The 25,160-nt window shown below is 32.5% G+C and carries 34 protein-coding genes; 11 read left to right on the top strand and 23 right to left on the bottom strand.

Features of this window, described 5'->3' with window-relative positions; all coding sequences use genetic code 11:
* Positions 1 to 29 precede the first annotated feature (29 nt).
* The 6 genes from FA584_RS07050 to FA584_RS07025 form a co-directional block, all read right to left on the bottom strand.
* Positions 30 to 269 (bottom strand): hypothetical protein, encoded by a 240-nt coding sequence (locus FA584_RS07050; protein ID WP_167748984.1) that lies wholly within the window; start codon positions 267 to 269, stop codon positions 30 to 32.
* Between the two features lie 13 nt (positions 270 to 282).
* The gene (locus FA584_RS07045) at positions 283 to 1,644 is read right to left on the bottom strand and encodes a hypothetical protein (RefSeq protein ID WP_167748983.1); all 1,362 of its coding nucleotides are present in this window, start codon (positions 1,642 to 1,644) and stop codon (positions 283 to 285) included.
* A 150-nt stretch (positions 1,645 to 1,794) separates the two neighbouring features.
* Positions 1,795 to 2,052 carry a hypothetical protein gene (locus FA584_RS07040; RefSeq protein WP_167748982.1) on the bottom strand — a complete coding sequence of 86 codons (258 nt, stop codon included), beginning with the start codon at positions 2,050 to 2,052 and terminating at the stop codon, positions 1,795 to 1,797.
* A gap of 126 nt (positions 2,053 to 2,178) precedes the next feature.
* Positions 2,179 to 3,276: a hypothetical protein gene (locus FA584_RS07035; RefSeq protein WP_167748981.1), complete on the bottom strand. Its 1,098-nt coding sequence runs from the start codon at positions 3,274 to 3,276 to the stop codon at positions 2,179 to 2,181.
* Positions 3,277 to 3,280: 4 nt separating this feature from the next.
* Complete coding sequence (locus FA584_RS07030) at positions 3,281 to 4,315, bottom strand: HEPN domain-containing protein (RefSeq protein WP_167748980.1); 1,035 nt, start codon at positions 4,313 to 4,315, stop codon at positions 3,281 to 3,283.
* Between the two features lie 5 nt (positions 4,316 to 4,320).
* Positions 4,321 to 5,502, bottom strand: a complete 1,182-nt coding sequence (locus FA584_RS07025; RefSeq protein ID WP_167748979.1) for a DUF262 domain-containing protein — start codon at positions 5,500 to 5,502, stop codon at positions 4,321 to 4,323.
* Positions 5,503 to 6,095: 593 nt separating this feature from the next.
* Between FA584_RS07025 and FA584_RS07020 the strand changes: the two genes are divergently transcribed.
* Positions 6,096 to 7,319, top strand: a complete 1,224-nt coding sequence (locus FA584_RS07020) for a tyrosine-type recombinase/integrase (protein WP_025344726.1) — start codon at positions 6,096 to 6,098, stop codon at positions 7,317 to 7,319.
* A gap of 25 nt (positions 7,320 to 7,344) precedes the next feature.
* Here FA584_RS07020 and FA584_RS07015 read toward each other — a convergent pair whose 3' ends face one another.
* Both FA584_RS07015 and FA584_RS07010 read right to left on the bottom strand, forming a co-directional pair.
* Complete coding sequence (locus FA584_RS07015; protein WP_025344725.1) at positions 7,345 to 7,902, bottom strand: hypothetical protein; 558 nt, start codon at positions 7,900 to 7,902, stop codon at positions 7,345 to 7,347.
* A gap of 4 nt (positions 7,903 to 7,906) precedes the next feature.
* A complete protein-coding gene (locus tag FA584_RS07010; protein WP_025344724.1) occupies positions 7,907 to 8,314 on the bottom strand; it encodes a helix-turn-helix domain-containing protein in 408 nt (135 codons plus the stop codon).
* A gap of 296 nt (positions 8,315 to 8,610) precedes the next feature.
* Here FA584_RS07010 and FA584_RS07005 point away from each other — a divergent pair, with 296 nt between their 5' ends.
* From FA584_RS07005 to FA584_RS06990, 4 genes are all read left to right on the top strand, one after another.
* Positions 8,611 to 8,814 (top strand): helix-turn-helix transcriptional regulator, encoded by a 204-nt coding sequence (locus tag FA584_RS07005; RefSeq protein ID WP_025344723.1) that lies wholly within the window; start codon positions 8,611 to 8,613, stop codon positions 8,812 to 8,814.
* Between the two features lie 6 nt (positions 8,815 to 8,820).
* On the top strand, positions 8,821 to 9,330 hold the full coding sequence (locus FA584_RS07000) for a hypothetical protein (RefSeq protein ID WP_167748978.1): 510 nt from the start codon (positions 8,821 to 8,823) through the stop codon (positions 9,328 to 9,330).
* Positions 9,331 to 9,402: 72 nt separating this feature from the next.
* Complete coding sequence (locus FA584_RS06995; protein ID WP_069478043.1) at positions 9,403 to 9,939, top strand: hypothetical protein; 537 nt, start codon at positions 9,403 to 9,405, stop codon at positions 9,937 to 9,939.
* Positions 9,936 to 10,967, top strand: a complete 1,032-nt coding sequence (locus tag FA584_RS06990; protein ID WP_025344720.1) for a hypothetical protein — start codon at positions 9,936 to 9,938, stop codon at positions 10,965 to 10,967. The genes FA584_RS06995 and FA584_RS06990 overlap by 4 nt, the downstream gene beginning before the upstream one ends.
* A gap of 23 nt (positions 10,968 to 10,990) precedes the next feature.
* Here FA584_RS06990 and FA584_RS06985 read toward each other — a convergent pair whose 3' ends face one another.
* The 4 genes from FA584_RS06985 to FA584_RS06970 form a co-directional block, all read right to left on the bottom strand.
* Positions 10,991 to 11,269 (bottom strand): M48 metallopeptidase family protein, encoded by a 279-nt coding sequence (locus FA584_RS06985; protein WP_202819545.1) that lies wholly within the window; start codon positions 11,267 to 11,269, stop codon positions 10,991 to 10,993.
* A 245-nt stretch (positions 11,270 to 11,514) separates the two neighbouring features.
* Entirely contained in the window at positions 11,515 to 11,991 is a 477-nt protein-coding gene (locus tag FA584_RS06980; RefSeq protein ID WP_025344719.1) for a hypothetical protein, read from the bottom strand.
* Between the two features lie 238 nt (positions 11,992 to 12,229).
* Positions 12,230 to 12,457 (bottom strand): hypothetical protein, encoded by a 228-nt coding sequence (locus FA584_RS06975; RefSeq protein ID WP_025344718.1) that lies wholly within the window; start codon positions 12,455 to 12,457, stop codon positions 12,230 to 12,232.
* A gap of 1,052 nt (positions 12,458 to 13,509) precedes the next feature.
* The gene (locus tag FA584_RS06970; protein WP_025344717.1) at positions 13,510 to 13,728 is read right to left on the bottom strand and encodes a helix-turn-helix domain-containing protein; all 219 of its coding nucleotides are present in this window, start codon (positions 13,726 to 13,728) and stop codon (positions 13,510 to 13,512) included.
* A 264-nt stretch (positions 13,729 to 13,992) separates the two neighbouring features.
* Between FA584_RS06970 and FA584_RS06965 the strand changes: the two genes are divergently transcribed.
* The 6 genes from FA584_RS06965 to FA584_RS06940 all read left to right on the top strand — a co-directional run bounded on the left by FA584_RS06965 (position 13,993) and on the right by FA584_RS06940 (position 16,108).
* Positions 13,993 to 14,292, top strand: coding sequence for a hypothetical protein (locus FA584_RS06965; protein WP_025344716.1), 300 nt, complete (start codon positions 13,993 to 13,995; stop codon positions 14,290 to 14,292).
* Positions 14,293 to 14,709: 417 nt separating this feature from the next.
* Positions 14,710 to 14,907, top strand: a complete 198-nt coding sequence (locus FA584_RS06960; RefSeq protein WP_025344715.1) for a hypothetical protein — start codon at positions 14,710 to 14,712, stop codon at positions 14,905 to 14,907.
* A complete protein-coding gene (locus tag FA584_RS06955; protein WP_025344714.1) occupies positions 14,904 to 15,101 on the top strand; it encodes a hypothetical protein in 198 nt (65 codons plus the stop codon). Before FA584_RS06960 ends, FA584_RS06955 begins: the two co-directional genes overlap by 4 nt.
* Positions 15,101 to 15,286: a hypothetical protein gene (locus FA584_RS06950; RefSeq protein ID WP_025344713.1), complete on the top strand. Its 186-nt coding sequence runs from the start codon at positions 15,101 to 15,103 to the stop codon at positions 15,284 to 15,286. Before FA584_RS06955 ends, FA584_RS06950 begins: the two co-directional genes overlap by 1 nt.
* Before the next feature lie 15 nt (positions 15,287 to 15,301).
* The gene (locus FA584_RS06945) at positions 15,302 to 15,670 is read left to right on the top strand and encodes a hypothetical protein (RefSeq protein WP_025344712.1); all 369 of its coding nucleotides are present in this window, start codon (positions 15,302 to 15,304) and stop codon (positions 15,668 to 15,670) included.
* A gap of 93 nt (positions 15,671 to 15,763) precedes the next feature.
* Positions 15,764 to 16,108 carry a hypothetical protein gene (locus FA584_RS06940; protein WP_025344711.1) on the top strand — a complete coding sequence of 115 codons (345 nt, stop codon included), beginning with the start codon at positions 15,764 to 15,766 and terminating at the stop codon, positions 16,106 to 16,108.
* Positions 16,109 to 16,465: 357 nt separating this feature from the next.
* Here the strand turns inward: FA584_RS06940 and FA584_RS06935 are convergent, their stop codons facing one another.
* The 11 genes from FA584_RS06935 to cobA form a co-directional block, all read right to left on the bottom strand.
* The gene (locus FA584_RS06935) at positions 16,466 to 16,825 is read right to left on the bottom strand and encodes a hypothetical protein (protein WP_210394346.1); all 360 of its coding nucleotides are present in this window, start codon (positions 16,823 to 16,825) and stop codon (positions 16,466 to 16,468) included.
* Positions 16,826 to 16,856: 31 nt separating this feature from the next.
* Complete coding sequence (locus tag FA584_RS06930) at positions 16,857 to 17,255, bottom strand: pyridoxamine 5'-phosphate oxidase family protein (protein WP_069478041.1); 399 nt, start codon at positions 17,253 to 17,255, stop codon at positions 16,857 to 16,859.
* Between the two features lie 78 nt (positions 17,256 to 17,333).
* Positions 17,334 to 17,753 (bottom strand): Rieske (2Fe-2S) protein, encoded by a 420-nt coding sequence (locus FA584_RS06925; RefSeq protein ID WP_025344708.1) that lies wholly within the window; start codon positions 17,751 to 17,753, stop codon positions 17,334 to 17,336.
* 10 nt (positions 17,754 to 17,763) lie between these two features.
* The gene (locus tag FA584_RS06920; RefSeq protein ID WP_025344707.1) at positions 17,764 to 18,414 is read right to left on the bottom strand and encodes a flavodoxin family protein; all 651 of its coding nucleotides are present in this window, start codon (positions 18,412 to 18,414) and stop codon (positions 17,764 to 17,766) included.
* Between the two features lie 234 nt (positions 18,415 to 18,648).
* Positions 18,649 to 19,122 (bottom strand): TetR/AcrR family transcriptional regulator, encoded by a 474-nt coding sequence (locus tag FA584_RS06915; protein WP_096046653.1) that lies wholly within the window; start codon positions 19,120 to 19,122, stop codon positions 18,649 to 18,651.
* Positions 19,106 to 19,711, bottom strand: a complete 606-nt coding sequence (locus tag FA584_RS06910; protein WP_025344702.1) for a precorrin-2 dehydrogenase/sirohydrochlorin ferrochelatase family protein — start codon at positions 19,709 to 19,711, stop codon at positions 19,106 to 19,108. The genes FA584_RS06915 and FA584_RS06910 overlap by 17 nt, the downstream gene beginning before the upstream one ends.
* A 16-nt stretch (positions 19,712 to 19,727) precedes the next feature.
* Positions 19,728 to 19,928: a cysteine-rich CWC family protein gene (locus FA584_RS06905; protein WP_025344701.1), complete on the bottom strand. Its 201-nt coding sequence runs from the start codon at positions 19,926 to 19,928 to the stop codon at positions 19,728 to 19,730.
* 24 nt (positions 19,929 to 19,952) lie between these two features.
* Positions 19,953 to 21,215 (bottom strand): cobyrinic acid a,c-diamide synthase CobB, encoded by a 1,263-nt coding sequence (locus FA584_RS06900; protein ID WP_025344700.1) that lies wholly within the window; start codon positions 21,213 to 21,215, stop codon positions 19,953 to 19,955.
* Positions 21,215 to 22,825, bottom strand: coding sequence for an ABC transporter ATP-binding protein (locus FA584_RS06895; RefSeq protein ID WP_238098880.1), 1,611 nt, complete (start codon positions 22,823 to 22,825; stop codon positions 21,215 to 21,217). Before FA584_RS06895 ends, FA584_RS06900 begins: the two co-directional genes overlap by 1 nt.
* Before the next feature lie 113 nt (positions 22,826 to 22,938).
* Complete coding sequence (gene cobK / locus FA584_RS06890; RefSeq protein ID WP_025344698.1) at positions 22,939 to 23,697, bottom strand: precorrin-6A reductase; 759 nt, start codon at positions 23,695 to 23,697, stop codon at positions 22,939 to 22,941.
* Positions 23,639 to 25,156, bottom strand: coding sequence for a uroporphyrinogen-III C-methyltransferase (cobA, locus tag FA584_RS14880; RefSeq protein ID WP_025344697.1), 1,518 nt, complete (start codon positions 25,154 to 25,156; stop codon positions 23,639 to 23,641). The genes cobK and cobA overlap by 59 nt, the downstream gene beginning before the upstream one ends.
* Positions 25,157 to 25,160: the final 4 nt, after the last annotated feature.

The raw sequence follows: 25,160 nt of genomic DNA, 5'->3' as shown, positions 1-25,160 counted from the left end.
TCCTTTCAAGTTAGCCAAGAACAATGAAATCATACAATGTTTGGACGCACATTTGCAATCTCACTTTTATGGATATACCAAAACCGCCCACGTTTCACAAAGCTATCAGGATGTAAATTTTTCAAACACCATTTACGTAAACCATTCATGCTCATGTGATGCTCTTGCGCAAATTCTGATGTTAAAGGAAACCATGTTGGCAATTTCAAAAGTATTGTTTTCATCGCTTTCACTTCATTTTCAAGGTTACTTATACGATCTATTAACATGATGCCACCACCACTAAAACGGAATCTCAGGCTTTAACTTACGCCTAACCGCTTCATCATAAGCTACCTTATAACGCTTATTGGTAGTATTGAAATCCATACCTTCTTTTTTGAAATCTGCTGTTATATCATCCAAGTATTGAAGCAGTTCAAAGTCACTGAGTCTTGTTACTGAAAGCACATTAACGGGTTTAATAAGTTGACCGTTTCTTAGTAATCTAAAATGCTGTTTCGTTCCATCAAACTGTTTAATCTCAAGAGGTATAAAATCTTTAGGATAGTGAAACGGTTTAGGCATTGGACTCGTTGGCTCATGTAACTCTTGTACTGTTTCATCCAAATTTTGAATAAGTAATTCTTTCGTGATAGTTACAGAGTTAATCAACCCTTTACGAATCAAGAGCTTATGCTCTTTTGTAAAGCTTGTATCATCATAGATTGTTGCTTTTCGTTTAATCCTCTCAAGTGGTGATGTTACTTGTAAGAAATCTTCAATACTGTAACACTCTTTAATAAACTCCCATATAGGAAGTGTCTTAGCACGGTTTTTTGTATTGTTCTCAATGTCTTTATTACTAATGGTGTTTAGATCAATGAGTCTTATATCATCCATGGCTTGTTTAAAGAGCTTTTGAGCATTACTGAGTGCATCATCAATGGTAATGATGTTAAACGCTCTTAAATGGCTTCTGTGCATCTCAAACTCTACATTAAAAATGGGTTGCACTAGGTCAAACCCATTGACTCTAAAATATTCTTCCATAACCTCTTGTTTTTTAGACTGTTTGAGTTCAAGTGCTTTATTGTAAACCCTGAGTTTAAAAGGCGGTTTTCCGACATAAAGGGTTTGAATCTCATTTGCACCTCCAATCTCACTTATAGTGGAGTAATTGCGTTTTCGTGTAACAAACATACTTTTATCAATAAAGCCTAGATCGTATTGAATGAATGTATTTAGATCAATCCGTGTTATGGGATGCTCTTTAATGATAAAACCTTCTATCATAGCATCAATAAATTCAACAATGGATTTTATCCCTAGGGTGTAAATACCATTACCCAGTAATTGAACTCTAATATCGTGAAGTCCTCTATTGGTTTGAGTATCTTTGAATCCTATTTTAAAAAACTCATTGATGTCTTTAAACCAATAATAACCTTCACTTTTTCCAAGAGAGGAAAGAGTGACCTGATTGATGCTGATAGAAATATCAGCATTGTCATATTCAATCTCTTTTTTCTCAAACTTGCCTTTGACACACTCCATTTGATCTAAGATATCTAAGAAAAGATCATCATAAGTTAATGAACTCTCACAGAAGTAATAAAGGGTATCAATGCCACAAATGTATTTTATATCTTCAAAGTTTTTCATTGTAATGGTGTTCCTCTTACGTTTAGGAAGGGGTATTACTATATACCCCTAAGAGTTACCTTTGGATGCGTGAACGCTCAAGAGCGCACGCGCTTCTTTCGCTTTTCACGCTACCAAAGGATTACTTTATGTGTATCCTATTTCCCTATCCTAGATGCCATAAAACTTATGCTCACCCATGATGCCTACTTCCACATCCACTTCTTTGTTGATGCTGTTGGTGTACTTTGGAAGCTTTTCAGGCGGTATAGTTAGATCATACAACGTGTTTTTATGACCACCGTTTTTAAGTGGAACTTTGACTAAGAGCTGTAACTTTGTTTTACCCTTAGTTACCTCATTGGTTTCTTTGTTCATATAATCACTTGATGTGAATATATTGAGCAATGTACCTCGAATATTTAACATTGTGTTTCCTTTTGGAAACTAGCGCTAGTTCGTTTTTTTGATTTTCAGAATCTGATAGTGTAAGTGTCACATAAGTGAGGGGTAAAAGTCAGTAGTAAAAAAGGCGTTTTGCAATGTCTTGAGAATTTAACTTTTGCTTAAAGTATAACGTTTTGAAAATTTGATAATATTTTTAAAATACTGTTCAGTTAAGTCGATTTCATCTTGTTCTTTATGAATTGTAAAACGATTGTCTTCAAAAGAAATAAGGCGTAATCCATCAAAGATAGCAATCTCTTTAATTGGTTTTTGAATTTTATCGTATGTAAAAAGAGGTTTTTTGAGATTAGCTAATTCAGGAAAAACAAATTTCGTTAGTTTATCAGCAAAAGTATAGAGTTTTTTGTAAGGCACTTTTTTCTTGTGTATTGCGCATGATTTTTTATAAATGCCAATAATAACCGTAAAAAAACTTTGATAAATCCACATTTTATCAATAGGTCGATCTGCATTAAGAATATGGCTTAATTTTAAATTTGATGTTGTCATATTATCATGAGGGAGGGAGTGAACATATTTGCGAAGTTCTGCAATGAAACGAACAGTCAAGTGATTGTGTGTTATGAAGTCTTGTAGTATTTCTCTCTGACTCATTAAAGATTCTTTTTCAAATACATTATCATGCAAAAGATCACGTTCAATCGCATTTAATTTAAAGGCTATCATTTTCTTTCGTGATGTTTGCGTATTTACAGCAATATCAAAATTTTCTTCATCAGGCTTTTTTCTAAAAAGTTTGTTCCATTTTATAACAGCTTGAATATGAGAACGTGACATATTAAAGATTGTTGAATAAGAATGTAAAAATTGTGCTTCATTTTCCTCAATGCATAAATCATATTCTAATAAATCATAAAAGAAGTTTGCAAATTCGTCAATAATTTCATTATCTAAAATTTTGGAACGATAAACTTTTTCTGCTTCATTATAAAGCGTTTTGGCTTCTTCTTCTGATTCGAATTTACGAAGATTATATTTGTTTTTTAATAGCTCATATAGAGGTGAAAGAATACTCTTGACATAGGGTTTAATAATATGATCGGCAGTATTTGGAACAAGTGCTTTAAATGATCGTTTAACAACACTAAAAACTATTGGATACGGATTTTCTTGCTTGAGCATCCCATTCATAGCTTCTGCGTATTGTTTTATAAGGGTTTCATTAATGAGCTCAAATTCATACATTATCTTAAGGTTTAATCAAAATAAAATACTTGAAATGTATAGTATTCCTTAACCTAAAATTGGAATCTATTTTAACACTTATATTTGTGAGGGTACGTCGAATCTGTAATTCATCATATTGTATATGATCTTTTTCTAGCTCAATAATTTCAAATCTGTAATATATATCTTCATGTTTTACAATAATATAATCACCTTTTTTGATTTTATAATTTTTAATAGAAAAAGCAATAATCTTCCCATTATATACATCAATAAGCCCTATTTCTTTATATTGCTGAATCGTTTTAGCAAGTTCTGCAGAAAGGATTGTTTCATAAAGAGCAAATAAGTAATATCGTAAATATTCTGCATAATTTTTTAGATCATCTAAATTTAAAAGATCCGCTTCTTCTGCTCCATGGGCTATAATATTTCTTCGATCAACTAAATTATTAATGATCTTAAAATAGTCTCTTTGAAGTTTTTTCTCCTGTATATATTTTTTAAATCTTTTATTTTTTTGAATATTTTCTGTGATCTTTATTTCAGATTTATTAAATAATTCATTGATTTTTTGATGTTTATAATTACTACCTGCTTGAGAAATAAAAGCTTCACTATTTAATTTATATCGTTTTTTATTTTGAATACAACTTGTTAAATTATCTAAACCATCATGTACTTGTAAGTAGTTATATTTTGTTGTTCTATTCTCATATATAATTTTTAAAAGGTTCAGAGATGCTAATGGGTACTGCTCTTGGAACGAAGAACTAAGTGTCCTATAAATTTTTGTATTTATATTAATAAAACCAATATGCAATGTAAAAAAATCTTCTATAGTCTTTTCTATAAGTCCATATAAAGAAATAAGTATACTTTTATATTCAAACCTTGCTTTGTATTGCCTAACTAATTCAACTTTTGAAATATATTTAGAATTATTAAGTTCTCCTGAAACCAATATAATTTCTTTAGATAATTTTAAATATTCTATATAGTTATCGATATTATCTAGTTCATCATGAATTGTTGAATGAAAATTAATATAGTTCATGTATTTTAAATATTTGAATTAATCAAATCATTAAAATATAATATTCTTTTACTTACTTCAATATTGGAATTATATCGTCCATCAAATAACGCTTTACCTTCTGAATTAATAATTTTACTTTCATCGGCAAATTTTGCACTTGATAATATTGTTGCGTTTTGTATTAATAAATCTTTTTTACCATCTAAAATAAATATTGCAACTGATTGCATAAGAGGATCATAAACTGTTTTCGTAGGCTTTGAAGTTTCTCGCTTGATTTTTGGGAGAACAAAAGCTTTTTTACCAAAAATAGTAAAAACTGTTTCAATAGTTTCACTAAATAACTTTTCTAATTGCTGAATCGTTGTATTATTGAATTTATTTGCTTCCTTTAAATATTCATCCAAAAATTTTTCAACAGTATAGCCACTAAGTTTATCAATAAAACGATAAGCAAAGAATCTTAAAACCAACTCTACATCTTCCATTTTTCTATATGATTCGCTTGCTTGCTTTGGTTGTTGATTAAAATCGACAATATTCCACATTTCTTTGAAGTGCTTATTTTCTGCTAATGTAATACATTTTTGATTAAAAGAGCCATTATATAAAGCATTACGAATTTCCTGTGGTTCTAATTTTTCTCCACCGCTATTTAATCTCTCAAAAACAATTTGCTTTAATGATTCTGCTTCTGTTCTATTTTTTGCAGTTTCTTGAAGTAAAACTATGGATGAGAGGTATCTACGATCAATTCCTTTTTGAACTTCACTTGGAAGTTCATTGTATGTCATTCCATTTAATTCTTTCCAATACAGTAACCCCTCTAATCTGAATTGACCATCATAAAAATCATATATTGTTGTTAATCTTTGTAATCCGTCCATTACTTCATACTCTGAATAATTGACTTCATATAAAAAAATTGGCGGTATTGGCACATTCATTATAAATGATTCAATCAAACGAGATTTTCTTAAATTATCCCATCTTTTTCTTCTTTGATACTCTGGATTTAATTTATATTTTTTACTATCAAGCATAGTTGTTATACTATCAATTGGATATCTAGCTTGTTCAGTTATAATTCTAATTTCACCACGTCTATATTTATCATTTATTAAATCTGCAGATAACTGTGCTTGGCCATTCAATATATCACGAATACCTTGTATTTCAAAAACTTCACCTTGTATTTTTTGCATTTTAAACCTCAATAATGTAGATGACTAGAACTCTAGATAATTTAAATTGTATCAAAAAATTTCATATTAGCTATGTAATATCAAGTGATTCGTAGAAATTTCCAATTTTTAGTGTAAAAAAGTGGAAATTTTATGACATTATTGTTAATGAGGTAATTATTTATTGATAAGATATAAGACACGTATTATGATAAAAGTTTGTAGGATAAAACGAAAACTAGAAAACTTATTAGGAAACATATACAAATATTAATACATAATATATTATGTATTAATATAATTAAAAGTGTCAATAATTCTACTAAGATGAGTGTGTTCTTGGCTAACAAATAATTGATGAAATGCCTATATTTAGGGATTTTTCGTATTTATTTCTATGAGTTCGAGTCCGGCCTCAGGTACCATCTCTTCTTTTAAACACAATCATAAAAGTTCATTTAACCTCATAAAACCCTTTTAAATAGCGCTTTATGTGCTCTATTTACCTTCAAATAACATCAGATAAATTTACTGACATTCAAAATATATGACAGTATTTTTGACAGTACATGCTACAATTACAAAAAAAATAAAGTGAGGTACTGTCATTTATCATGGCTAAGTCGATTATACCGCTATCTGAGATGCAGATAAAAAATGCTAAGCGAAAAGAAAAAGACTATAAACTTTATGATGGTGATGGACTATATATTATTATTTGGTCTAAAAAAGAACGAAATAAAAGATGGGGTTTTGATTACAGATTTCAAGGTACACGAAAAACAATCTCTTTTGGAACATATCCAGAAATAACACTTGCACAAGCTAGAAAGTTAAGACAGGAATCAAAAGAAAAAATATTCAAGAGCATTGATCCGTCTCAAGAGCGTAAAGATAATAAAAAAGAATTGGCACATTGTACAACTCTACAAAATATATCAGAAGAATGGTTTAATATAAAAGCTGGAAAACTTGCTCAAACAACTATTCAAAAGAAAAAAAGCTTTTTAGTTAATCATGTATATATTAGTATTGGGCAAAAGGATATCAAAACAATTAGTCGTTTAGAAGTAATAGCTATATTAAAAGAAATCCAAAATAAAGGTGCTTTTGAAGTAGCTGATCGAGTTTTAAACATGCTCAATAATATTTGGCGTTATGCTGTTACTATGCAAATTGTTGAGCATAATATTATTGCCGATATTGAAAAAAGTATGGTTATTCAAGCGCAAGAGCGTAGGCATTTCCCAACAATAACAGATTCACAAGAAGTTGGTGCCCTCCTCCGCGCTATTGATGGCTACAAAGGTGATATTAACACTAAACTAGCTTTGATGATTTCACCTTATATTTTTTTACGGTCTTCTAATATAAGATCATTAGAGTGGAAAGAAATAGATTTTGAAAAAAGAGAAATTAGAATTCCAGCAGCTAAAATGAAAATGAAAGCTCCTCATATTGTTCCACTTACAGATCGAACAATAGAAATTTTGAAACACGCATATTCAATTAATGCACATTGTAGTCTATATGTTTTCCCTTCTTCAATCTCTAATATAAAAATAATGAGTGAAAACACGCTTAACTATGCTCTGAGACGGTTAGGATATTCAAAAGAAGAAATTGTCTATCATGGATTTCGCGCAATGGCTTCAACAATCTTACATGAACAAATCAGTGAGCATGGAATTCATAGTGATGCTATAGAAAGGCAATTGGCTCACGCTGAACGCTCTGGTGTAAAAGCCGCATACAATCATGCTGAATATTTAAAAGAAAGAAAGATATTAATGCAATGGTGGAGTGATTATTTAGACCAGTTGAAGTTAAGTATTTAAACAAATTAATTTAAAACTACTATAGTTATTTTTTTACCAGAAATAAAATAACTAAAGTGTATGTGGCGGCCATAAAAAATAGCAATGCAAACTTGTACAAACCAAAATAAATATATAATAATGTTAAAAAAGTAAAAAGTAAAATGTAGAAAAGAAAACTTTTTCTAATAATAGAGCATAGCTTATTTGAAAAATTTATTTTATATTTTCGATAGAAAACCTCAAAAAAAGCCACAAGTACCAAAACCAACATAATTAAATCAATTAGAATTTTTACAAGATAAGGTTCTAAATCTTTTAAATTTTTAAATTGCGAATCGAATACAGTTACTAAAATCAAAAAAGCACTAACAATAATAATTAAAAAATAGACAAGAGTATGTGCCCCAGTTTGTATAAATTTTTGAGAATCAAATTTTGGTTTATCAAAGATGCAATGAAGTTTTGGGAAATTAAATTGATTAGTCAATAAGTTGATTTTGCAATTATTTAATTTAACCCCTGCTGATTCATCTTGGAAATTTGCATCTCTAAAATCATTCTTTATCGTATCAATAGAAGTAGTAATATCTGAATTATCCATTTTTTTACTTCTGGAGAGTTAGTTGAAACAATAAAGTTTTAAGAGTGTCCATATCGTCTTTATATTTCTTGCAAAGCTCTTTAACAAGAGATTTGACAAGATCATCACAACCAAAATCATTATTCGCAATAGAATGAATTGATTTGTTTATGGAGCCAATTTCAACTCCAGTAGCACCGCCACTTAAATTTGCATTTTGAAAATTATTGTTTGAAGATATTAAATTATTAAAAATATCGTGATAAATACCTAATTCTCGGCACTTTTTACGAATTGCTGAAACAGAATTACGTGTCCGCCATGACGTTATAGTTTGTTGCGATATTTGCATTTTAGAAGATAGTGCAACAATGGTTGCAACTTTATAGTAATCAAGTAATCGGTCGATAAAATAATTTGCATTAAACTGCATATATCCCCTTTTAAAGCTTATTAAATTTAAATACAATAATATACCGCGAATAAAGCGCATTAAATTCTTAATTACATCATTATATCACAAAAAAGGCAAGGAATGATAAAAAAGTTTTATCATCTAAGTGAAGTATTAGACAATATCATATAATTAAATAGTTAAAGTAGTATAAATAAACCGTAAAATATGCAAATAACTGCATTTATAAGCTAATATTAATAAAATATACAATATTATACCGCAATAAATGCAGATTTATTTTGTAAAAAAATATATCATACTAGGAATAAAAAATGGATAAATTATATCGTCTTGCAAATGTACTTCAAATAGTTAATAAAAAAGAAGGTAGCTGGCGCAATCTAATGAAATTAAAAAAAGCGCCTTCTCCCATCTATTTAGGCTCTAGGAGCCCACGGTGGAGGGAAAGTGAATTAATGGAATATTTAAAAGATCCTATAGCTTATGAAATAAATCTACAAAATAAATCTAAATAATATTTCTTGAAAACATATACCCAAGAGCAGCTTTTACGGAAATTTTCAAAAATACCAGATGTAACGCAATGTGAAATTTTGGAAAATAGTTTAGAGCGTTACTACGCTCTTAAATCACGAAATGATTCTAAGCTAAATCGCTCTCATCTTTTACATAGTGCGCTTCTATTCTCCCTTGAAGCACATTACCATACCTTACACCTTGGTTCTGCAAAAAAGCATTCAAAGGAATTAACTACCCTAGAGGAGAAATTTAACATGCAAATAAAAGTGACATTAGCAGCCCACAAAAAGAAAAAGGTTACCAAGTCGTCTAAGCAATTAGGACACTATGCCCCTTTGGTCTATCGCTTAGTTAAAGAAGAACATTTTAGTTTTCCAAAAGTAAAGGCCTTTTTAGCAAAACACCATTCTTTCAAAGTAGATCATACTCTTATAGCCAGACTTTATCCCAACATAAAACAAAAAGATGAAGATCTTAAATATGCTGTAAGGCAAGTAAAGAGTGATTTTTAAAAATTATGCTTTTTAAAACGAATAGTATCTATAGGGTTTTATCTTTACAAAAAAACTATATAAGGAGTTCGTATGAGTTTACATGTAATACCATTGATTCAAGAGTTTTATCTTGCTACAGATAGAATAGAAATCCCAGAAAATAAGATTATCCCAACCAGTGCTGGGAAAAATGGAAAAATTGAGAGTGGGTATGTGTTACAAAAAAGTCATCCCTATTACGAAATAGATACACTTTATTGGAGAACAACACCTTTGGTGAATCGTATCTTCATTATTCATTTTCAAGAGATTCTACTGGCATTTATCCATTCCCAGCTTATGAGTCAAAAGAACTATGCCATATTTAATTATGAAAGAGCGAATGGAATCAAGCTCTATTTGCACCCTAAAAAGCCAACCAATATTTGTATCGAAGTGTTTGATAGGAAAGCAAAGAATTTTATCTTAGCTGAAACATTATGTAAAGTTGAATGTCGTATTTTGGTAAGACAATTGCATTACTATTTACATAGTGGGACAATCGTTGAAGAAGCACTCAATGAAAGTGTCGAATGTTTTTACAGTGAAAAATCATTTAAACTCAAAACACCTAAGGTGTACGAATGAGAAGTAAAATTGAATACCAAACAGGACTACTCTCAGAAGTCATTTTTCATCCAGGACTATCCAAGGCTCTTCAAAAACAAACTGGAGAGCTAGCCAATACTAGGACGATTCAAACATATAGAGAGATATGGAATCAATTAGGTAATTATGTAAAAGACAACTATGGCATTAAAGATCTTCAAAAGCTTACCCCAGAGTATATCATGGGCTTTATGATGAAAAAGGTATTTCAAGGAGTAAGTGAACAATATCTTGAAACCATTAGTTGCGCAATTGGTAAGCTTGAACATGCATTAACAATGCTTCATGAGAAATTTATTGAAGAACAACAAAGATATGCAACGAATACGCACTATGTATACGATTTTAGCATTCGCCAAACCATCCTTAATGATGCAAGAAAACACAAACTCGTGATAGAGACCAGTGCTGATCCTAACTTTTCACGCATTTATGAAAACCCCAAAGCACTTATTAATGCTATTGAAGATCCTTTGTACAAACTTGCTGCAAAAATTCAATATGAATCAGGGGCTAGATTAGAAGGGGTCTTACGTATTGATGAATATATGAGAGTGCAAACGCATAAGTTAAAAGATAATACGCTAAGTGACACTATTGAGTATGCAAGAGTAGATGATACATACTCTAGCGTGCCTCAACTGCAAGGCTACGAATACGACACATATGAGGCTATGCAAAAAGGAAGAATATTTGATGTTGAGAAAGGAGGAAAGCCAGGGAACTTATCGGTTAAAGTTGAAACTTATCAAGAGCTAAAAGCTTATCTTATACAACACTCAAAATTCATTATTAATAAAAATAAGTATCGATTAGCTCTTAAAAAAGCAGCAAATCAGACAGGGCAAAAATATGATGCGACTCATGGATTACGATGGAATTACGCACAAGAGCGATTTTTTAAAATTCAAGTTATTGGTGGGCTTTCTTACGTACAAGCTCTTCAGGAGGTTTCTTGGGCCATGAAACATGAAAGAGCTAATATCTCAGAGCATTATTTAGGGTAAAAACTCCAGTATAATTATTTCAATCAACAGCAACAAAGAGGATAATATTCAAGGAGTTTTTTTCTCTCAATCCAATTTGGCATATATTTATCCATCAAAGATTTAAAATTATCATTGTGGTATCGCTCAAGTAGATGAATCATCTCATGAACGATGATATATTTTATACACTCAATAGGCTGTTTTGCAAGCTCAAAATTTAAGAGTATTTTTTTCTTTTTAATACACTTTTTGCTAATCAATCGCTCTTTTGCCGCTAATGATGAAATAGTTTCTGATGAGTTGTTTATCCATTGATTCAAAATTTCAAGCTTTAAAGTTTAAACGCATAATAAATCTGTAACTCTCAAGCGTGAGTATTTCATCTTCAAGTACACAATCATAATCTGAATGTATTGATATATTAAGTCTTCAAAAAGAGGGACGGCACTTTTGATTAAGTTTTATGGCTTAAAAACGATGTTAAAATAGAAAAATAGAAAGGTAAGAGCAATGTTTTAAAAAGAAGCAGGCTCTTTCTTGTTAAAACCCACTTCTTCACAAGGTTTTATTTGTTTTTTAACATCCAATAACGGTTGTGAACGCTCAATGTTTGGTAAAGAAACAATTCCTCTTCATCGCTTTTGACATTTAGAGCCATTGGGACCTCTGTACTCTCAATTTGTGTTATAGCTGGTTTTTTGTCTTTCATGCTGTCTAAAAATACTACATTGTAGTCTACTAAAAATTCAGCGTCATTTTTTCTAACAAAGACAGACCCTTTGCATTTATCTGCTTCTTCAACATTTGGACATAAATTGAAGCTGGCTTTGTAGGGAAGTTCTGGAATATTAATTGTTAGTTTTTTATCAGGCTTTCCATCCGCTGTTTCAACATAGTTTAAGACATATGCCTTTTTGCCATCCGGGTTGACAACATGATTTAAATTGTCATATTTTGCAATTTGTTCAGATGCGTTTAATGCACCTCCTGTTACAGCCAATAGCGCAACACTACTAACAAGCAGACTAAGCGTCTTTTTCATGGTAAGTTCCTTTAAATAAATTTTATCAATAGTATTTTAGATAAAAGAACTAACCAATGTCTCATAGGAATGTTAAAATAAACTTAAATTTAAAAGAATTAGAAAAGGCTTTTAAAAAGAGCGACACACTTCCACATGTTTTGTTTTATAAATCGTTTGATTTTGAGTGGTATTTTTCTTTATGACGATAATTTGCGATATAATATTGGAGACTTCAGATGGTCTATAAAACTGTCTTTTACTTTTGCCACATTCTGTTGCAAAGTAGCGTATTACCAAGTATATCATTGCCTTCTGCGGTGTTGCCATCAAGCTCAAGATTGTTAAATATTTTGATAGAGTTCTTGCAATCGCCAAGCTTAGTTTTGTCATTAAAATCAGCTTTATCGATGACACATTTTAAGTTATTTGCTTCTGCAAGAGCTGAGATGATTTTGTTGATCTTGTCAACTACAAGCTTTTCCATATCATAAAACTTGCACTTTCTGGCACTTCTATTAAACTGCTTGCATCATCTTTTTTTATCTGTGAATATTTTAAAATAGTAAAGTAAATATATAATTTTTATACTCACTTGCATCCATTCTGCCTTGAAGTTCATCGGCACTCGTACAAAGTTCACTGTACCTATTCCTGATAAATATATTTACTTACATTGTATTATTAAGATACTCAATGTCATATTGATAGTTATTATAAAGTCAAAAAACTTTTTTTACTTGCAAATTTAAAATACTCCAAATTGAATTTTGTAATTTTTATTTTACTTTTGCATTGTTTGTTTTAAGATATAGTACTTAGTCTTCTTACTGATATATTTAATAATATTTTTGTAATAGCATGTTCAATCGATATAAAACGTTGAAAAAATAATTGAATTTTAGTATTGAATAATTATAAATTGTGATTGTATTTTTTTTGTTTTAAAGCCCGCCAATAAGCATTTATTATCTTTATAAACGCATTTTTATTTCTATACCAAAACGGTAAAAAGGCAAAGAGAGACTTATTTACATGCTATACTTTCACTATCTTATTATTTTACTATTCTTGTTATATAGCTACAAATTAGCTATTAGGTGTTACGCGCATAGCCTACACGCGTATCATTTATGTACATTACGTTACATAACGCGCCAACCTTCGCTCTCAAAGGGGATAGAAAGCTTCTATCAAGCACGATGCAATGCTATAAAAGTGCAGACTATATTCAACTGAGTTTTCGGTCACTACAACCGCAGAGTGTAGTTAATACAACATAAGGAGAGTTATGATTTTTTATGATGTGATAGTAGTTTTATCATTTAATGTTTTACTTCAGTGACGCCATGCGTTCACTGCTAGGTTTTGTTATAGAATTTCTTTGTTTTTCAATAATGTTTTTACTATAAATGAATATTCTTTATAACTATTCGCTTCAGCTTTTAAAGCATCAAAGCATTTTGCATTAATATGGGATTTTGTGTTCTATAAAAAGCTTTAATAGTATTATTGACAGACGACGAGCAATAAAGAAATCTATCGCTTACCCTCCTCCATACTTTTCCCTAATGCCATCATTTCATCAAACTTTCTCGCTTTAGCATAGTTCTCTAACCAAGACCATACCCATAAAGGAGCGTTTTGGGTAGATTCCCATTGGTTAACACTTTGGTAATTCATTGATAGCTTTTGAGCAAACTCTTTTTTACTGAGGCCTGCGTGTTTAAAAAGTGTATTGAGTTTTTCTCGCTCCATGGTTTTCCTTGCTTGACTTTTAGTGCTTTTTATGCTTATATAATTATATTATAATTATTCTTTGTATTTATTTAAATATTTAGGCTCTTGTATTTTTTTCGAATTTATTTTATAATTACTGTACTAAAACACAAGGAGAATACGAACATGAAACAAAAAATAAACGAGCGAAAACTGATTACTAGAGAGCATCATTATGCACTGTTTGTCATTAGTGTTGAGTTTATTGTGCATCTTGTGCATGCTCTGTAGCAAGAAGAGCTCATGCATTATTTTAAAAAAGAGTTACAAGAAGTGGATGTCTTAAACCAAATACGGTGTGATGTCTGTGGTGAACATTATGAAAGTAATAGCTTGCATAAAGAGTTGATACACAGTGAGCATACCTTTGGGTATGACGGTGCCTTATTGGAAGATATAAGTAGACTCAACATGGATATTTGTGAAAAGTGTTTATACGATTGGGTAAAAAGCCATGGGCTTTATCATAGTGTTATAACACCCTCTTACGATTTAGGTGATAAAAAACAAGAGAATTTAAATGATACCCTTTTGAAAAAATGAAAAAAGAGCTTAAATTTCTCTTAGCAGGAGTGCGTGCGTGCGCCATTATAGCTAAAATTATTCAAAAATCAAAGCGCTCAACAATGCATCTAAGCCCTATTCTATCGGCATTTACCCGCTTGACTTTGCATTATTTTAGGATTATAATATGATGTGTAAAAAAAGAAAAAAGGAGTAAAAGACCATGTGTTTAACCATCAAGTTCATTTGTAAAACCATGGTGCTTTTTAGATACCAAGCTTTTTTCTTTTCGCATCTCCCTCGTGGATCACTGCCTTCTTAGCCCTTATTCTTTAAGGGAATATTTCCTAACCATTTGAGCATTATGTAAAAACCACCCTACCCTAGTTCTGTCTAAAAAAACAGGTTTTTAGAAAAAAAACAAGGATAAAACTATGCCTAAAAAAAGGAGAAAGCATGATGGATTTAAACCATCTCATCTGTGTTAACACACCGTTTCTAATCACCATTATCGTGGGAATCAGTATTGGCGCTATTGTATACGGGATATTACACCGCTTAGAGAGAAGGCAAGCACATATTGAAGATGTTCTATTGGCTAAAACCATAGCCCGAAAACTTTATGAAAGTCTTAAAGAGGAGAAAAAGATATGAGCTGCTTTGATTTCCCTACCCTTGCGCTAGTGTGGCCAGCTCTCTTTATTTTCTGGATACTTTTTATCTCCTCTAACTATCATGAACAAAGAGAAGCTAAAGAGGACTTAATGCTACAGAGTGCGCTTAAAGAGTTTAGGCGTTTAGTGGCTGCTGATAGCCATCCCATTCAAGCACTAAAAGAGGAGTCTTAATGTTTAACAACAGTGCACTAGCACTGTTCTTGTTTTTGGGCTCTTACGTGCTCTATGAACCAGGGATGAAAACAGAGATGGTTGTCTTTTTACTCTATTGTGTGTTCTTAGGCATAGTTGCTTTAGGGCTTGTGCTATTTGGTCATCATCCTTGGGTGAAGAAATGGCTGGATCGTTTATTTTAAGAAGGAGAAAAAGCTATGTCCGATAATTATGGACCACAGTGGTGTATTAACAATGAAGAAGCAGGAGGTGGTATCGCACTTATTCTAGGACTCATACTTGTAATGATAATCCTGATACCTGCTTATTGGTTAGGATGGTATTGGGCTGTTAGGATTTGGGATGTGAAGGTGTTTAAATACCCTTTTGCCACTCTTGTAGCAGGAATCTATGCAGTTGCCTTATACATGCTCTGCTTTGTTTCAATCTATGCTGCTTTGGTGGTCATGGTACTTGCTTGGCTCTTATGGGATTATTTCACCGCAAAACGCATCCTTCAACAGATGCAGCTGATACAAACGATACGTAAAAGCACTCGATGGCTTTTTTCGGCATGGAGAAAATAGGAGAAATATAATGGAAATAACACCAACAATGATATTCGTAACCGCGTTGGCTCTATGGGTCTATTATTTAAGGCAAATAAAGGAGAAGAAATAATGGGTGAAACAACACTAGGGAAAGCGATTATATGCCTATTTATGATGGCTGTAGCCTACTGGTTATACAAGATTGAAAAAGAGGAATCCAAACAGCGTGCACAACGCCGTCAGGAAGAAAAGGCATTACTGGATTATGTTATGTTTCTCACCACCACCCGTGTCAAGTTTGAACGACATCTATGGACAATCTTAGACAAAGTGGCTTCGTATAAAATTCAAAGTGTGATTATCACCGATGAAAAAGAAATTCCTCAATGTGTTTTACTGCCTTATGCGGAGTATAAGATATTACAAGAGTGTTATGACAAAGAAGAGGCTAAAGAGCTTGCCCCCTTTGATTGAAGAGCGCCTCAAAAATAAAGCCAACAAAGATCACTTTATTTTTCATGAGGAAATGATGAAAATTTTAAATGAAAAAAGGGCTAAAACTCACGACAAACACGTAAAAAAAGAACCAAATAGCAGACGAAGTTCAATTTTATAAATGATAAATTTACACTAAATCCTAAATTAAGCATATGTTTTTAATAATACGTTTAATATTGCTATTCGTATGACAAAAGACAATACCTTAAGATTATTTAAAGAGACTATCTATTTTAAATCGATAGTCTCACTCTTCGTTTATGAAAAGATGAAAGGTTTATAGCTTCAATATAAAATTATAGGGAAACTCTTTTATTATAAATTTTCTGTGCTTTAAATAACAGTGAATGCTAACCCTAGACCGACAATTGTTGTAAGCACAGCAAGACCCCAAAATGGTTTACTTGTTGGATCTTTAACAATTTGTAGCATAAACCAAAACAAGAATATTCCACCAACGCTTTTGATGAGTAATGGAATGCTAAAAGGAACAAGCGTCCACACGTAACATCCAGATAACAAGACCAAAGCAAACCAAACTTTCATTATTTTTACTGCTTTTACTTTTTGCTCTTCATTTGCAAAAAATGTTGCCCAAACGAATAAACCTATCATTATCCCTGAAAGAAAAAAGTGAACAGGTGTATTATTCATAATTGACATACCTAAAAAATCAATTTGAAATGAACTCATAGTATACATCCTCTAAAATTTATTGTATTGATTATGCGATTTGTGTACCAGCATTTTCTCCGGCACTTTGATCAAATATAGCTGTTGGTTTAAATATCCATAAAGCACTCATTGGTAATCCTGCTTTTTTCATTTGCGCAGCTACGCTCTCAAATAACTCGCCCTCAGTTTGTCTTTCAACGACAGTAGCGTTTACAAGATAAGACTCTGTTCCTTTAAGACATAAAACTGCGATGTTTTTATTGGTCTCTAGATTTTTAGCAGTTTTTTTCATCAATATTTCAGCTGCACAAATTGTTTGACTATCTGGCGCCATGATGCTGCCTACAACAATAGAGTGTGGTACACCGTCTTCAGCTACTGTTGTTAAAACTTTTGATGCTCCGTCGTCATTGAGCAAAGTTGCTACATTATCTGGTATTGTGATCATACTATTTTCCTTTTTTAATTTTTTTATCATTTTGAGACAAGTTTTATACACCGTCCACCTACGCCTAAAGTAATGATTTTAAATTGAAATTATAAGATTGTCATCCTCCTTTATCACAGTATAACACTTGATAGATTTTGAAACAGGACCATAAAGTTTATTTCCATAAAGATCAAAGGTCGCTTTATTCAAGCTACAGCATTGCACTGTATCCGTACCAGGCACTAAATCTAACCGCCTTCCCATATGTGTACATTTATTTTGATATGCTTTGTATTCTCCACTTTTACTCTGTATTACCAACACTCTTAAAGGAAGGCTTTTCCCTTCAAGACGAACTGCACCACCACGTATTTTTAATTCATCAGCCTTATTTAGGTCAATACAAATTTTCCCATCTAAATATCCCCAACAACTACTATCTTTAGGCTCATGTGTTGCAGGTTTTCCTGAAACTCTTTCAAAAAATCCTCTCTTTAAAAATGTAATGTTATCCATATATAATCCTTTAAAATACTAATGATTCTCGTAGTTTTTTTCCCAAATCTTTTGCTTGTTGTATGATTTCTAGTTGATTTTCAAACGCATGAATACCCACAGAATCAACCGTAGCCTCAGCACCATAGAGCATTTTAAATCCAGACATTTGACATACATCGCCATTCCCACACTTAACACAAGGGACATTACCGTGGACTAGAAGTGATCCTACAAAGTTCATTCCTTCTTCCATCATAAAATAATGAATAGCATTTGCACCCAATTGTGCAGCAGGAGGCAACATTTCACTTGGTGCAGTTACGCACGAAGTAATAACAGCAGCACCGAGTTTACCGGCCAAATATCCATTGTTGTGGCGCAAAGGGTAGAGCCGCTCCATAAAGGCTTTTGTTCTTGAATCTAATGTTGAATAGGGAGTAAATCCTGATACCACTAGAACATCCGCTTCTTTAACTTTATCGCACAATGTATTTCCATCATCCTTTATAACGCAACGATTCGTTGTCACGCATCCCAAACAGGCGTTGCATGGTCCAACGGTATAGTCTGATAATTTAATAAATTCTGATTCCAATCCAATTGCGTCGAGCACAGCTTGCAAAGCACGATCACTATTACTATTTTTAATCGGTGAGCCGGATACTCCTAAAACTTTCATTTGTTCTTCCTTCTTTGTTATATTTGAAGATTATAATGAAAATATATAGGTAACTTGTGGAGTAAAAGTAGATAATCACGTATTCTGGAATATTTGTTCCAAAATACTATTTAAGATAATTTAAACTTAGTTAGGAGTTGTGTGATTATTTGAGCAGTGCTAGTATGGTTTGTATAATTAATTCGCCATCTTCTTTTTGGTGGTTATATTTACCATGAATGCTAAAGCCATGAACTATATAGTTACGATGGTAAGTGCTATTGCTTTTGCATTACCATTAAATTCACCATTTGCAGAGGCATCCATTAAATTTTTTTCAAGTTGCTGTCTTAAATCTAAAAAAAACTTCTTTGGAACATCAAATACTTCTTCTCGCATAAAGTCGCCTTTTCCCATACAGATGCTAAAAAGACAAGCTCTAAATTCTTCACGAAAAATGAACTTACCTAAAAATAGTTCTACACCTTTTTTACCGGTATTCGTTTGCAATATTCCTATCATCATTGAAGCTCTTTTTGCATAATAGTGATGGAGTGCTTCTTTAAATAACGCCTCTTTATCTGAAAATAAAGAGTACATTGTACTTCGATTGATACCTGTATGTAGAATCAAGTCTACAATTGATACATTTTCAAACCCTTTTTCCCAAAAAAGTTCCATTGCATCATCAAGTATTTTTATTAAATCGTATTTAACGGGTCTTGCCATTTAAATCTTCTCCATTAGTAGGCATTATAAAGTGCTGTTTTACAAATACATTAACTTTATCATGAAAAATTTTTTGCCTATTTTCTCCTTTCGGATGCATTTTTCGTAACACTTTCATTTCCTCTAAAAATGGAATTACAGCATCAGGAATAATCCTCTCAAATAACGCACGTAACGCTTTTGCTAATCCAGGAGAATACCCTCCTGTTGAAAACGCTATTTGTAAATCTCCTTTTTGTACAATAGAAGGAAACATGAAATCACAATATTCTGGGAAATCAACACAGTTATAGAGCTTTGAGTACTTCTTAGCCTCTTGATAGATGCTTTTTTGAAGATCAAGATTATCGATAGTGGCTATGATAATATCATAGTCTTTTACATCATTTGGTTCATAACTTTTAGTAATTAATATTAGCTTGTTTTCATGTATGATTTTTTTCATTGAGTGAGAACACTCTTTTGTCATAATAGTAATTGAGCTAGTATAATTCAAAAGTTTTTCCAATTTTCGTTGTCCAATAGCACCAGCACCTATCAACAAAACTTTTTTTCCTTCCAGAGAAAATAAAAGAGGCATGTATGTCATTTTTAGTCCTAGTCTACTATTTTATTTTTTGATGTTGTAAATATTCTTTAATACACAAATAACAAATACAAGCTTTACCTTTTTTCTCTTGCGGTATTTTGTCTAATAAATCCTGTGGCACTTTAATAGTATGGCACCAGCATTGATTTGAAGTTCCAACCTGACAAGCATTACGTTCTCCACACAATGGACAAATTTTTTCATCTTTATTATTCATAATGCCACTTTACTTTAAAAAATATTAACTAAAATATTGTTTGATCAAATGGGGATTCGTTCTAAAAAAAGTATGTAAATAAGTTCCAAATACTTTATCTTTTTTCCATACGCCATTCTCTCCGTTATCTCTTTTAACTAGAGGAAAATATCCGTTTGCTAAATCATGGGGGCTACTATAATGAAAAGCATGACCTTTGGTGTTTATGCCATCAAAATCAGCATCATAATACCCCATGCGTTTAAAACGTTTTTGCAAACTAAACTCAACATCTAAAAGCCCAAGCATTGGTTTTTCATCAATCTTTTTTCCAAGAAAAATAAGTCCTGCACACTCACCATAAATTGGCTTGTTTTTTGCATGCTCTAGCACACTGTGTTTAAAGGTGTGAGAATTTTCGATGCGTTTATACGCTTCTTTGGTTTCGACATACCCTCCAGGGATATATAAAACATCTGCTTCACATTTTTCGTCATTCACAGCAGATACCATCACAACCTCATCAAAGACCTCTTTTAAAAAATTTACATTATCATGGTATAAAAAAGAGAAATTTGCATCATGAACGATGGCTAATTTTTGTGGTATTTTTGGTATTTTTTCAAATGGATAAATCTTTACATGTAAAGGCTCAAACGTAGCTAAACTCATCAGAAGCTCCAAATCGATATGTTCTAAAACTTCTTTTGAAACGAGTGCTAAAAGCTCCCTATCCAAATGTTCGAGATCAAGCCCTAGATGCGTTGATTCTAAAGTAATGAGGTCTTTTTTTATCCAACCAAGAACGGCGATGTGAGGCAATTCTTCTTCTATTACTTTTTCTAAAAGTGAAAAATGCATGGATGAACTAACTTTATTTAAAATCACTCCTTTGATGGTATGATCGTCTCTAAAGGTTAACAATCCTTTGATGACCGCGGCAATAGTGATATAGCTTCCACTGGCATCCACGACAATGACACTTGGAACGTGTAAAGATTTTGCCACATCGTACGCACTAGCACCCTTATCCATGCCATCGTAAAAACCCATGACACCTTCGATAACTGCGAAAGAGTTGTGATGATAATGCTCAAATGTCCATCGAAGTTGTTCTTCATTCATCAAATAACCATCAAGATTGACGCTATGGCCTCCTGTAATGGCATCATGAAACTGTGGATCGATATAATCTGGTCCACATTTAAACGCTGATACATCTTTCTTGAAATGGTGCAAGAGTGCCGTTGTTAGAAGTGTTTTACCATCATTAGATTTCGTTGCACCAATACAAATTGCTTTTTTCATTAACGCTCTTTTCCTTCCCGAAACTGTAAGTCATGCAGTGTTTGATATACCCCATTAAAAGAAAGTAATTCTTTATGTGTCCCCTCTTCTGCAATCCTTCCATTCTTCATGACCAAAATCTTTGATGCATTTTTCACTGAACTTAATCGATGAGCGATGGTAATAACCGTTCTATTTTGAGCCAAGGCATCAAGTGATTTTTGCACATAATGTTCTGTGATATTATCAAGGGCAGAGGTTGCTTCATCTAAAATCAAAATAGCCGGATCTTTTAAAAAGATACGGGCAATAGAAAGTTGCTGTTTTTGACCACCTGAAAGTTTTATCCCACGCTCCCCAACAACACTCTCATACCCCTCTGCTAATCCCATCACAAATTCATGAATATTTGCTTTTTTAGCGGCTGCTATGACCTCTTCTTCGCTTGCTTCTAAACGTCCGTATAAAATATTTTCTTTGATAGTTCCATTAAATAAAAAAACATCTTGTTGTACAATGCCGATTTGCCTTCTTAATGACTTAACAGACACCTCTTTGATATCCTTACCATCAATCTTTATGGAGCCAATTTGAGGCTCATAAAAACGCATAATCAACGCACACAAGGTGCTTTTACCACTACCCGTACCTCCCACTAATGCAATATGCTCTTGAGGAGTGATAGTAAAATTGATATCTTTTAAAATACCTTCCCCTTGTTCTTCATATGTAAAATTTACATTATTAAAGGCGATATGCCCTTTAACGGATTCCATCTCTTCTTTTGCATCATCTCGCACAGTGCTCTTTATTTGCATCAACTCTTGAAACCTATCCATGCCAACTAAACCTTTTTGATAAACCTCTGTCAATGAGATAAAATTTCGAATGGGGCGCATAAAACGATCGATATAAAGGACAAAGGCAAATAGTACACCTATAGACATGTGTTCGTACTGCACAAGGTAAATACCATAAGCGATAATGATAACTTGCAAGGCTCCCGAGAAAAAGTTACTGATACTTCGCAAGTCTGCCAATGCCTTAAACGCTTTGGCTGTCATCTCTTTATAGGCTTGATTGCTCTGCTTAAACTTATGCATCTCATGGGCTTCGTTGCTAAACGCTTGAACGACACGAATGCCTTCAAAGCTATCTGTTAACTGAGCGTTTAGATGTGCAATTTTACGCTTTGAGGACATATACGCATGTCGTAACTTGGTGTTTTTATAGTATGTAAAGAAAATCAAAACAGGCATCAATAACAGTACAACCATTCCCAGTTTTAAATTAAGGCTAAGCATCACACCAATGGCCCCAATTAACGTAATAGGAATAAGCAATAAATCTCTAGGAATCTCCGTAACAACTTTGGAAACTTCAGCGATATCACTCACCACTCGAGACATTAATGAACCCGTCTTGGTGTTATCAAAATACGAAAAGGAAAGCGTATTGATATGCTTAAACAAATCATTGCGCATATCGAATTCAACATTTATCCCAAGCAAGCTTCCCCAATAGTTCCGTACCCATACGGCAAGTGAGCGTAAAATAATAATCCCACCCAAAAGTAAAAACATCAATGTCATCTTCATTCCATTGGAAGCAATGAAATCCTCAGATATCATTAATTGTACAATATAAGGAAATAAAATATCCAAAAAAGCTAAAAGAAAAGTACTGGCCACCGTTGTATAAAACAATGATAAGTGATTTTGATAATAGCTCCAAATATAGCGCATCATAAACTCAATCTACACTTTAATTCGTCAACAATCTCTTGAAGAGAGTCCCATGTCTTTAGATAATTGATAAAAGGACGTTTTAGTACTAAAAGTTGAACTCCCTCTTCCTTGCACGCTAAAACTTTTTCCATCTCTCCTCCTTCATCACCACTCTCTTTTGTTATAAGATATTGTATCCCATAGTTTTTAATTATTGCAGTATTAAACTCTTTACTAAAAGGTCCTTGTATCGCGATAATATTTTTGGCTAAAAAACCCAAAGTTTCTGCTTTTTGTATTGATATAACGACGGGTAAAAGACGAATAAAAAGGTTTTCTTGATCCTTGATTTTTTGAAGGTCTTCCAAGTTTTTTATGCCTAACGTACTCAGCACTTTTTCACCTTTACATGTAAGATTAATATAGTCTACCAATGACGTAATATCCTCAAAATGTTTAGCACCCTCATATTCAAGATTTTTGCGCTCAAAGCGTAAATACTCAACACCACACTCTTTTGCTATTTCCATAGCACTATGCGAAATTCCTTCCGCATAAGGATGGCTCGTATCAAGAATTAAAGTTATACATTCATTTTCTATCAATACTTTTTTTTCTTCTTTACTGAGACGTTTATCAATAATTTTAACGTTATAATTTTCTAAAAGTTTTTTTCCATAACTCGTAGTAATGCTCACGATAAACTGGTCGTGATATTCAACTAGCTGCTCGAGCAGAATGCGTGAATCCTTTGTTCCTCCGATTAACCACACCATCTTTTTTCCCTTTGATACAATGCTCTGTTTCCATGCATGTTTTAAATGTTTCTTCTGTGATTTCACCATTGCCAAAAGCGTTTACATGTAAACCATAAGACTTGATTTTTAATGCTGTATTTTCATTTGAAGCAATAATTAATTTGGTGGCTAATATTTCACGCCCTACACTATCTATTAATGTTTTAACCGTACATGCATTAGGAAAAGCGATAATATCGACATCATTGATATAAGCAATTACTTCTTCATCACTTCGCAAAACTTTATCAACATAATAGGTCTCAAGTTCAGTAATAGATTGAGAATATACAGCAAGTTCTGCTGAAATTGAGGTAGATCTGACTAAAAGTACTTTCTCTTCTTTTTCAGTTAAGAGATTAAGCAACTCTTGTGTGCGATAGCTGTTCGAATAAATATTGGCTTGTAATTTATACGTGTTTAATGCTTCTTTAGTTTTTTCGCCGGCCACACCAATACGCAAATGAAGTAACTGGCGTATATCTTCTATTTTTTCAAAAAAAGCATGTAAACTTTGAGGGCTTGTAAAGAGCACAGTATCAAAATTAATAAGTCTTGGAATAGTAAACGATTTTTTATCTAATGTAAAAAAAGGACATTCTACACTCTCTCCACCTAAACTTCGGACCAACCGTGAAGTCACTTTTGCTTGGGTTTTTTCTGATGTTACCAGAACCTTATGCCCGTGCAATGCTTTATGCTCAAACCAAGCAAGTTTTTCGCGTAAATTTACTACATCACCTATAATAATGATAGAAGGTGACTGAATATGATTTTCTTCAACAATCTTTGAAATAGTTTCTAGGTTTCCGACAACCGTTCGTTGATGACATGTCGATCCATTTTCAATTACTGCAACAGGTGTGGATGATATTTTTCCAAAATTTACAAGATTTGAAGTGATCATCTCTATATTTTTAATACCCATTAAAAAAACTAAAGTGCCACTCAGCTTGGATACTGTTTCAAAGTCAATTTTTTCTCCATCATCTTTACTATGTCCTGTAAAAACATGAAATGATGTATTGATACCTCTATGGCTTATAGGAATGCCTGCATAAGCGGGTACTGAAATAGCAGAAGTAACACCTGGAATAATTTCAAATTCTATGCCTGCATCTACTAAGTCCAAGGCCTCTTCCCCACCTCGTCCAAAGACAAAAGGGTGTCCTCCTTTAAGGCGTAAAACATTCTTGCCCTCTTTGGCTTTTTCGATTAATGTTGCATTAATTTTTTCTTGGATAAGGCCGCCTTCGCAATTATCTTTACCATAATAAATAAGTTCGGCACTTTTGGGTGCTAACGCAAGAATTTCCTTATTAACAAGACGATCATAAATAATACACTCTGCTTCTTCAATCAACATCTTGAGTTTTAATGTCATCAATTCAAAATCTCCACAACCTGCACCTGCGATATATACTTTTCCTGTTTTCATCTTT

This window comes from Sulfurospirillum diekertiae, assembly GCF_011769985.2.
In the GTDB taxonomy this organism is placed as follows: Bacteria; Campylobacterota; Campylobacteria; order Campylobacterales; family Sulfurospirillaceae; genus Sulfurospirillum; species Sulfurospirillum diekertiae.
The sequence above is the reverse complement of the archived record's forward strand: the minus strand, read 5'-3'. Positions and strand labels throughout refer to the sequence as shown.

Coding starts and splice junctions, on each gene's coding strand:
- FA584_RS07050 (WP_167748984.1), bottom strand. CDS start 269: ATGTTAATAGATCGTATAAGTAACCTTGAAAATGAAGTGAAAGCGATG.
- FA584_RS07045 (WP_167748983.1), bottom strand. CDS start 1,644: ATGAAAAACTTTGAAGATATAAAATACATTTGTGGCATTGATACCCTT.
- FA584_RS07040 (WP_167748982.1), bottom strand. CDS start 2,052: ATGTTAAATATTCGAGGTACATTGCTCAATATATTCACATCAAGTGAT.
- FA584_RS07035 (WP_167748981.1), bottom strand. CDS start 3,276: ATGTATGAATTTGAGCTCATTAATGAAACCCTTATAAAACAATACGCA.
- FA584_RS07030 (WP_167748980.1), bottom strand. CDS start 4,315: ATGAACTATATTAATTTTCATTCAACAATTCATGATGAACTAGATAAT.
- FA584_RS07025 (WP_167748979.1), bottom strand. CDS start 5,502: ATGCAAAAAATACAAGGTGAAGTTTTTGAAATACAAGGTATTCGTGAT.
- FA584_RS07020 (WP_025344726.1), top strand. CDS start 6,096: ATGGCTAAGTCGATTATACCGCTATCTGAGATGCAGATAAAAAATGCT.
- FA584_RS07015 (WP_025344725.1), bottom strand. CDS start 7,902: ATGGATAATTCAGATATTACTACTTCTATTGATACGATAAAGAATGAT.
- FA584_RS07010 (WP_025344724.1), bottom strand. CDS start 8,314: ATGCAGTTTAATGCAAATTATTTTATCGACCGATTACTTGATTACTAT.
- FA584_RS07005 (WP_025344723.1), top strand. CDS start 8,611: ATGGATAAATTATATCGTCTTGCAAATGTACTTCAAATAGTTAATAAA.
- FA584_RS06995 (WP_069478043.1), top strand. CDS start 9,403: ATGAGTTTACATGTAATACCATTGATTCAAGAGTTTTATCTTGCTACA.
- FA584_RS06990 (WP_025344720.1), top strand. CDS start 9,936: ATGAGAAGTAAAATTGAATACCAAACAGGACTACTCTCAGAAGTCATT.
- FA584_RS06980 (WP_025344719.1), bottom strand. CDS start 11,991: ATGAAAAAGACGCTTAGTCTGCTTGTTAGTAGTGTTGCGCTATTGGCT.
- FA584_RS06975 (WP_025344718.1), bottom strand. CDS start 12,457: ATGGAAAAGCTTGTAGTTGACAAGATCAACAAAATCATCTCAGCTCTT.
- FA584_RS06970 (WP_025344717.1), bottom strand. CDS start 13,728: ATGGAGCGAGAAAAACTCAATACACTTTTTAAACACGCAGGCCTCAGT.
- FA584_RS06965 (WP_025344716.1), top strand. CDS start 13,993: ATGCATTATTTTAAAAAAGAGTTACAAGAAGTGGATGTCTTAAACCAA.
- FA584_RS06960 (WP_025344715.1), top strand. CDS start 14,710: ATGATGGATTTAAACCATCTCATCTGTGTTAACACACCGTTTCTAATC.
- FA584_RS06955 (WP_025344714.1), top strand. CDS start 14,904: ATGAGCTGCTTTGATTTCCCTACCCTTGCGCTAGTGTGGCCAGCTCTC.
- FA584_RS06950 (WP_025344713.1), top strand. CDS start 15,101: ATGTTTAACAACAGTGCACTAGCACTGTTCTTGTTTTTGGGCTCTTAC.
- FA584_RS06945 (WP_025344712.1), top strand. CDS start 15,302: ATGTCCGATAATTATGGACCACAGTGGTGTATTAACAATGAAGAAGCA.
- FA584_RS06940 (WP_025344711.1), top strand. CDS start 15,764: ATGGGTGAAACAACACTAGGGAAAGCGATTATATGCCTATTTATGATG.
- FA584_RS06935 (WP_210394346.1), bottom strand. CDS start 16,825: ATGAGTTCATTTCAAATTGATTTTTTAGGTATGTCAATTATGAATAAT.
- FA584_RS06930 (WP_069478041.1), bottom strand. CDS start 17,255: ATGATCACAATACCAGATAATGTAGCAACTTTGCTCAATGACGACGGA.
- FA584_RS06925 (WP_025344708.1), bottom strand. CDS start 17,753: ATGGATAACATTACATTTTTAAAGAGAGGATTTTTTGAAAGAGTTTCA.
- FA584_RS06920 (WP_025344707.1), bottom strand. CDS start 18,414: ATGAAAGTTTTAGGAGTATCCGGCTCACCGATTAAAAATAGTAATAGT.
- FA584_RS06915 (WP_096046653.1), bottom strand. CDS start 19,122: ATGGCAAGACCCGTTAAATACGATTTAATAAAAATACTTGATGATGCA.
- FA584_RS06910 (WP_025344702.1), bottom strand. CDS start 19,711: ATGACATACATGCCTCTTTTATTTTCTCTGGAAGGAAAAAAAGTTTTG.
- FA584_RS06905 (WP_025344701.1), bottom strand. CDS start 19,928: ATGAATAATAAAGATGAAAAAATTTGTCCATTGTGTGGAGAACGTAAT.
- FA584_RS06900 (WP_025344700.1), bottom strand. CDS start 21,215: ATGAAAAAAGCAATTTGTATTGGTGCAACGAAATCTAATGATGGTAAA.
- FA584_RS06895 (WP_238098880.1), bottom strand. CDS start 22,825: ATGATATCTGAGGATTTCATTGCTTCCAATGGAATGAAGATGACATTG.
- cobK (WP_025344698.1), bottom strand. CDS start 23,697: ATGGTGTGGTTAATCGGAGGAACAAAGGATTCACGCATTCTGCTCGAG.
- cobA (WP_025344697.1), bottom strand. CDS start 25,156: ATGAAAACAGGAAAAGTATATATCGCAGGTGCAGGTTGTGGAGATTTT.